Raw genomic sequence first — 4,225 nt, 5'->3', positions numbered from 1 at the left:
GCCGGTGTTCTGGACCGCGAAGGTGTAGGTGATGGTGTCGCCGACGTCGCCCGCGCCGTTGGCCGGCGTGTCGGTGTCGGTGATCGCACCCGCGGTCTTGGTCAGTGTCAGCTGCGGCGCGGCATTGATCGTCACCGTCTCGTCGTCGGTGTCGGTGACCGTTCCACCACCCGGCGTCGTGCCGGTGCCGGTCGCCGTATTGGCGCGCGAACCGGTGTTCACGTCCTGCTGGGTCAGCGTGTACACGTTGCCCGCGGTGCAGGCCAGCGTCTGCGACTCGCCCGGCGCCAAGGTCACGGCCGTGCAGGCCAGGTTCGGCAACAGCGGATCGGTCACATTGACGTTGGTCAGGGTGACATTGCCGGTGTTCTGGACGGCGAAGGTGTAGGTGATCGTGTCGCCGACATCGCCCGCGCCGTTGGCCGGCGTGTCGGTGTCGGTGATCGCGCCGGCCGTCTTGGTCAGCACCAACGACGGAGTCGGCGGCTGCGGGGGATTCACGCAGGCGGCGTTGTCGGTGACATCGGCTTCGGCGCCGTCCGGCAGGTTGGCACGGTTGTACAAGCCCTGGCCCGGCGTCGGGGTGGCCGCGCACGCGACCGCCGCGGTGGCGTTGGTGTATTGGAAATTGATCGTCAGCGCATAGGTATGCGTCGCGTTGGCGGCGATCGCGGTGTTGGCGGCCGCGAGCTGGAACGGGCCGGCGCCGCTGGCGGTGCCCGCGGCGCAGCCGCCGGTGCAGGTCCAGGCGGCGCCGGTGATCTGCAGGTTGGCCGGGAACGACGGGGCATCGCTGATCGGGCCGTAAGTGCCGGCCGCGGCGGTGTTGTTGATCACCTCCACGGTGTAGGTCACCGCATACACGCCTGCGGCGGTCGGGCCGGTGACGGTCCCGGCCGATTTGCGCAGGTTGAGGCGGAAGATCGGATCGCTGTCCGTCGCGGTGCAGGTGTCGGTGGCGTCGTCGAAGGTGCCGCCGGCCGCGGCGCACGCGACGCCGGTGTTGGTGATGCCCGCAGGTGGCGCGACGCTGGCATTGTTGGTGGCGTTCTGTGCCAGGGCATTGCCCGCACCTGCCAGCAACGAGACCAAAAGAACGATCCGGCGCAGACAGCCGCCGACCGCACCCGCACGCTTGAAGAGAAATCCCGCCACGAAAGCATCCCCTGGTTCGCTCACCCCCGTTCCATCGCTGTCCGATATCTGAAGCGGACACCAAAAAGAGATTGCGATCGCAGAACCTGAGCGCGAACGCTGAGAATCAAGCGCAAGATCGAGAGCGGCCGAGTCCGAGCCCGGGCTCCGAGCGGGACACCGGCTTTGGCAATCAATGAGATAGGGCGGTAATCGGCACGACTTGCCGCGCAGGAGCCTGGAGCCTGTCTAGGCGTCCGCGAGACATGTCGCCGGCCCGTGGCGTCTGCCTGTTGCGGCTCAAGGAACGCGCCCGGCCGACGCAAAAACGGCACCGTCGCGCCCTGCGGCGGGACCGTTTGACACGCCCGCCATCACGTAACATTATTTGTTCCATGAAACCTAACAGCTCCCTCTCCGGCGTCCTGCATGTGCTGCTGCACATGGCCGAGTCGCCGCATCCGGTCACCTCCGAAGTCCTGGCCCGGGCCATGCGCACCAACCCGGTGGTGGTGCGGCGAACCATGGCCGGCCTGCGCCAGGCCGGGCTGGTGCGTTCGGAAAAAGGCCACGGCGGCGGCTGGAGCATCGCCCGCCCGCTCGAGGCCATCACCCTGCTCGACATCTATCGCGGCATCGGCGCGCCGGGCCTGTTCGCGCTCGGCCACCGCAGCGACCAGCCGCATTGCCTGGTCGAGAAAGCGGTCAACCGCGCCCTCGACGGCGCCTTCGACGCGGCCCAGGCGCTGCTGCTGGAGCGCTTCGCCGGCGTCACCCTGGCCTCGCTGAGCGCCGACTTCCACGCCGGCATGGTCGCGGCCGGACACAGCATCGATCTGGAGCACGCCCATGCATGACGATCTTCTGCTCGACGCCGTGGTGATCGGCGGCAGCTTCGCCGGCTTGTCGGCGGCGTTGCAGCTGGCGCGCGCGCGGCGCTCGGTGCGCATCCTCGATGCCGGCCGCCCGCGCAACCGCTTCGCCGACGCCGCGCACGGCTTCTTCAGCCGCGACGGCAGCGACCCGCGCACCTTGGTCGCGGCCGCGCAAGCGCAGTTGCGGCGCTATCCGTCGGCGCGGCTGATCGCCGCCGAAGCCGCCAGCGCGCGCGCCGTCGACGGCGGTTTCGAAGTCATCGCCCACGACGGCAGCGTCCTGGCCGCGCGCAAGCTGGTGCTGGCGTTCGGCGTGAACGACACGCTGCCGCCGCTGCCGGGCCTGCGCGAGCGCTGGGGCAAGAGCGTGCTGCATTGTCCGTATTGCCACGGCTACGAGTTCGCCGGGCGCCGCCTGGGCGTGCTGCATTCGGCGAGTTTCTCCGCGCATCAGGCGCTGCTGGTCGCCGACTGGGGACCGACCACGCTGTACCTCAACGGCGCACCGATGCCGGACGCGGACGCCGCCGCGCAGCTCGCGCGGCGCGGCGTGGCGATCGAACCGGCGCCGATCGTCGCGCTGTCGGGCGAGGAGCAGGCGCTGTCGGCGCTGCGCCTGGCCGACGGCCGCGAGGCCGCGGTCGATGCGCTGTTCGTCGCCAGCCGGGTGCGCTTCAACAGCGCACTGGCCGAACAGCTCGGCTGCGCGATCGAGGAAGGCCCGATGGGACCGTTCGTGCGCACCGACGACAGCCGCCAGACCACGGTGCCCGGCGTGTACGCCGCCGGCGACATCGCCCGGGCGATGCACAACGCCACCTGGGCTGCGGCCGACGGCGTCACAGCGGGCGCGTCGGCGCATCAGGCGCTGGTGTTCCAGCCGCTGGCGGCTTGAGCGCGGCTGCGCGAATCGGGTACGAAACCGGCGGCGGAAAATCGCCCGCGCGAGTACGACGGCAGGATTCCGGCCGTCGGCGCGCGCGGCGGCGTCTTAGTTCGCGAGACGCCGCCGTTCTAGCGTCCGCGCCATGGACACTCAATCGCCGCTGCACGAACTGCCGCCCGGTTTCCATTGGGAGGCGCCCTTCGCCGGTTCGATCTTCCCCGCGCATCTGGTCGCGGTGCCCGACGACGACTGCGAGGCCTGGCTGGCCACGGTCGCGCCGGCGCGCGACGGGCTCGGCGCGATCGCCACGATCCGCCGCCATCTGGGCATCAAGGATCACGTCAGCCGGCCGTTCCGCACCGATGCGGCGGCGGCGGGCTGGGTCGCGCGCTGGCTCAGCGGCCAGGGCGAAACGGTGCGCGCCGAGCTGGGCGCGGACTGGACGGCAGCGCCGCGGCGCGCGGCCTGAAACGCGCCGGATCCGGCTTGCGCGCCCACGCGCCGCGCCGTCGGCCGCGGGCCGAGTCGATGTCCGCCAACGCCGCCGCCCTCACCTCGCTGCGGGTCAGCGAGCGTGCCGATGGCGTTCCATGTCGCGCGCCGCCGATCGCGCGCATGTCGACAGCGCGGCCGCGCGCTGAGCCGGCGCCGCGCGCGGCCGCCGGCAGACTTCACGCCACCGCGTTGACCTTCGCCTCGGCATAGCGATACGACAGCAGCATGCGGATCAGCGTCTCCACCTGGGCCGCGTCGCGCGCGTCCAGGCGCGCCATCGGCAGGCGGTGGCCGCGGCGGCCGAGCGCGTCGCGGAACTCCAGCAGGGCGAAATCGTCGCTGAGGTCGGCGCGGGTGACGCCGACCGCGAACGCCGCGTCCGGGGCGATGCGGGCGAACTCGCGCAGCATCGCGTCGGCCTGGCCGACCATGTCGGCGCCGTCGGCGGCGACCAGCACCACGATGCCGACCGCGCCTTCGCACACCAGCGGCCACATGAAGTCCAGATAGCGCTGGCCGGGCACGCCGTAGACGTGCAGCAACTCGCCGTCGTCGAGTTCGATGGTGCTGTAGTCCATCGCCACCGTGGTGTGGGTCTTCTCGCCCAGCGCGGCGTGGCTGATCGGCATTTCGGTGCTGATCGGCTCGCGGTCGGAGATCGCGCGGATGGCGGTGGTCTTGCCGGCGCCCATGTCGCCGACGAAGGCCAGCTTGATCAGATCGCTCATTGCCCGCGTCCCAGGTTCAGGCCGAAACGGCGCGCCAGCCGGCTCAGCAGGCCGGGCGCGCGTGCGTCGGGCGCGCGCCGCGGCGGCGATGGCGCGGCGGCGGCTTC

The 4,225-nt window shown here is 71.3% G+C and carries 5 protein-coding genes; 3 read left to right on the top strand and 2 right to left on the bottom strand.

All coding sequences use genetic code 11. The features are described from left to right. Positions 1-1,092, bottom strand: a 1,092-nt coding sequence (locus A7A76_RS16065) for a DUF7507 domain-containing protein (RefSeq protein ID WP_206412133.1), incomplete at its 3' end; no start/stop codon positions are given. A gap of 437 nt (positions 1,093-1,529) precedes the next feature. Here A7A76_RS16065 and A7A76_RS16060 point away from each other — a divergent pair. The 3 genes from A7A76_RS16060 to A7A76_RS16050 all read left to right on the top strand — a co-directional run bounded on the left by A7A76_RS16060 (position 1,530) and on the right by A7A76_RS16050 (position 3,364). Beyond that, positions 1,530-1,991 carry an Rrf2 family transcriptional regulator gene (locus tag A7A76_RS16060; protein WP_206412132.1) on the top strand — a complete coding sequence of 154 codons (462 nt, stop codon included), beginning with the start codon at positions 1,530-1,532 and terminating at the stop codon, positions 1,989-1,991. After that, positions 1,984-2,904, top strand: coding sequence for an NAD(P)/FAD-dependent oxidoreductase (locus tag A7A76_RS16055; protein WP_206412131.1), 921 nt, complete (start codon positions 1,984-1,986; stop codon positions 2,902-2,904). The genes A7A76_RS16060 and A7A76_RS16055 overlap by 8 nt, the downstream gene beginning before the upstream one ends. Before the next feature lie 133 nt (positions 2,905-3,037). Then, positions 3,038-3,364 (top strand): hypothetical protein, encoded by a 327-nt coding sequence (locus A7A76_RS16050; RefSeq protein WP_096380993.1) that lies wholly within the window; start codon positions 3,038-3,040, stop codon positions 3,362-3,364. Positions 3,365-3,566: 202 nt separating this feature from the next. On the opposite strand, the gene A7A76_RS16045 is transcribed toward A7A76_RS16050, so the two are convergent. Continuing rightward, a complete protein-coding gene (locus A7A76_RS16045; protein WP_206412130.1) occupies positions 3,567-4,118 on the bottom strand; it encodes a GTP-binding protein in 552 nt (183 codons plus the stop codon). Between the last annotated feature and the right edge of the window lie 107 nt (positions 4,119-4,225).

Source organism: Lysobacter enzymogenes (assembly GCF_017168095.1).
GTDB classification, from domain to species: Bacteria; Pseudomonadota; Gammaproteobacteria; order Xanthomonadales; family Xanthomonadaceae; genus Lysobacter; species Lysobacter enzymogenes_D.
This window is presented reverse-complemented; position numbering and strand designations above follow the sequence as displayed.

Excerpts from the sequence above, each read along its gene's own strand:
- A7A76_RS16060 (WP_206412132.1), top strand. The coding sequence starts at position 1,530 with ATGAAACCTAACAGCTCCCTCTCCGGCGTCCTGCATGTGCTGCTGCAC.
- A7A76_RS16055 (WP_206412131.1), top strand. The coding sequence starts at position 1,984 with ATGCATGACGATCTTCTGCTCGACGCCGTGGTGATCGGCGGCAGCTTC.
- A7A76_RS16050 (WP_096380993.1), top strand. The coding sequence starts at position 3,038 with ATGGACACTCAATCGCCGCTGCACGAACTGCCGCCCGGTTTCCATTGG.
- A7A76_RS16045 (WP_206412130.1), bottom strand. The coding sequence starts at position 4,118 with ATGAGCGATCTGATCAAGCTGGCCTTCGTCGGCGACATGGGCGCCGGC.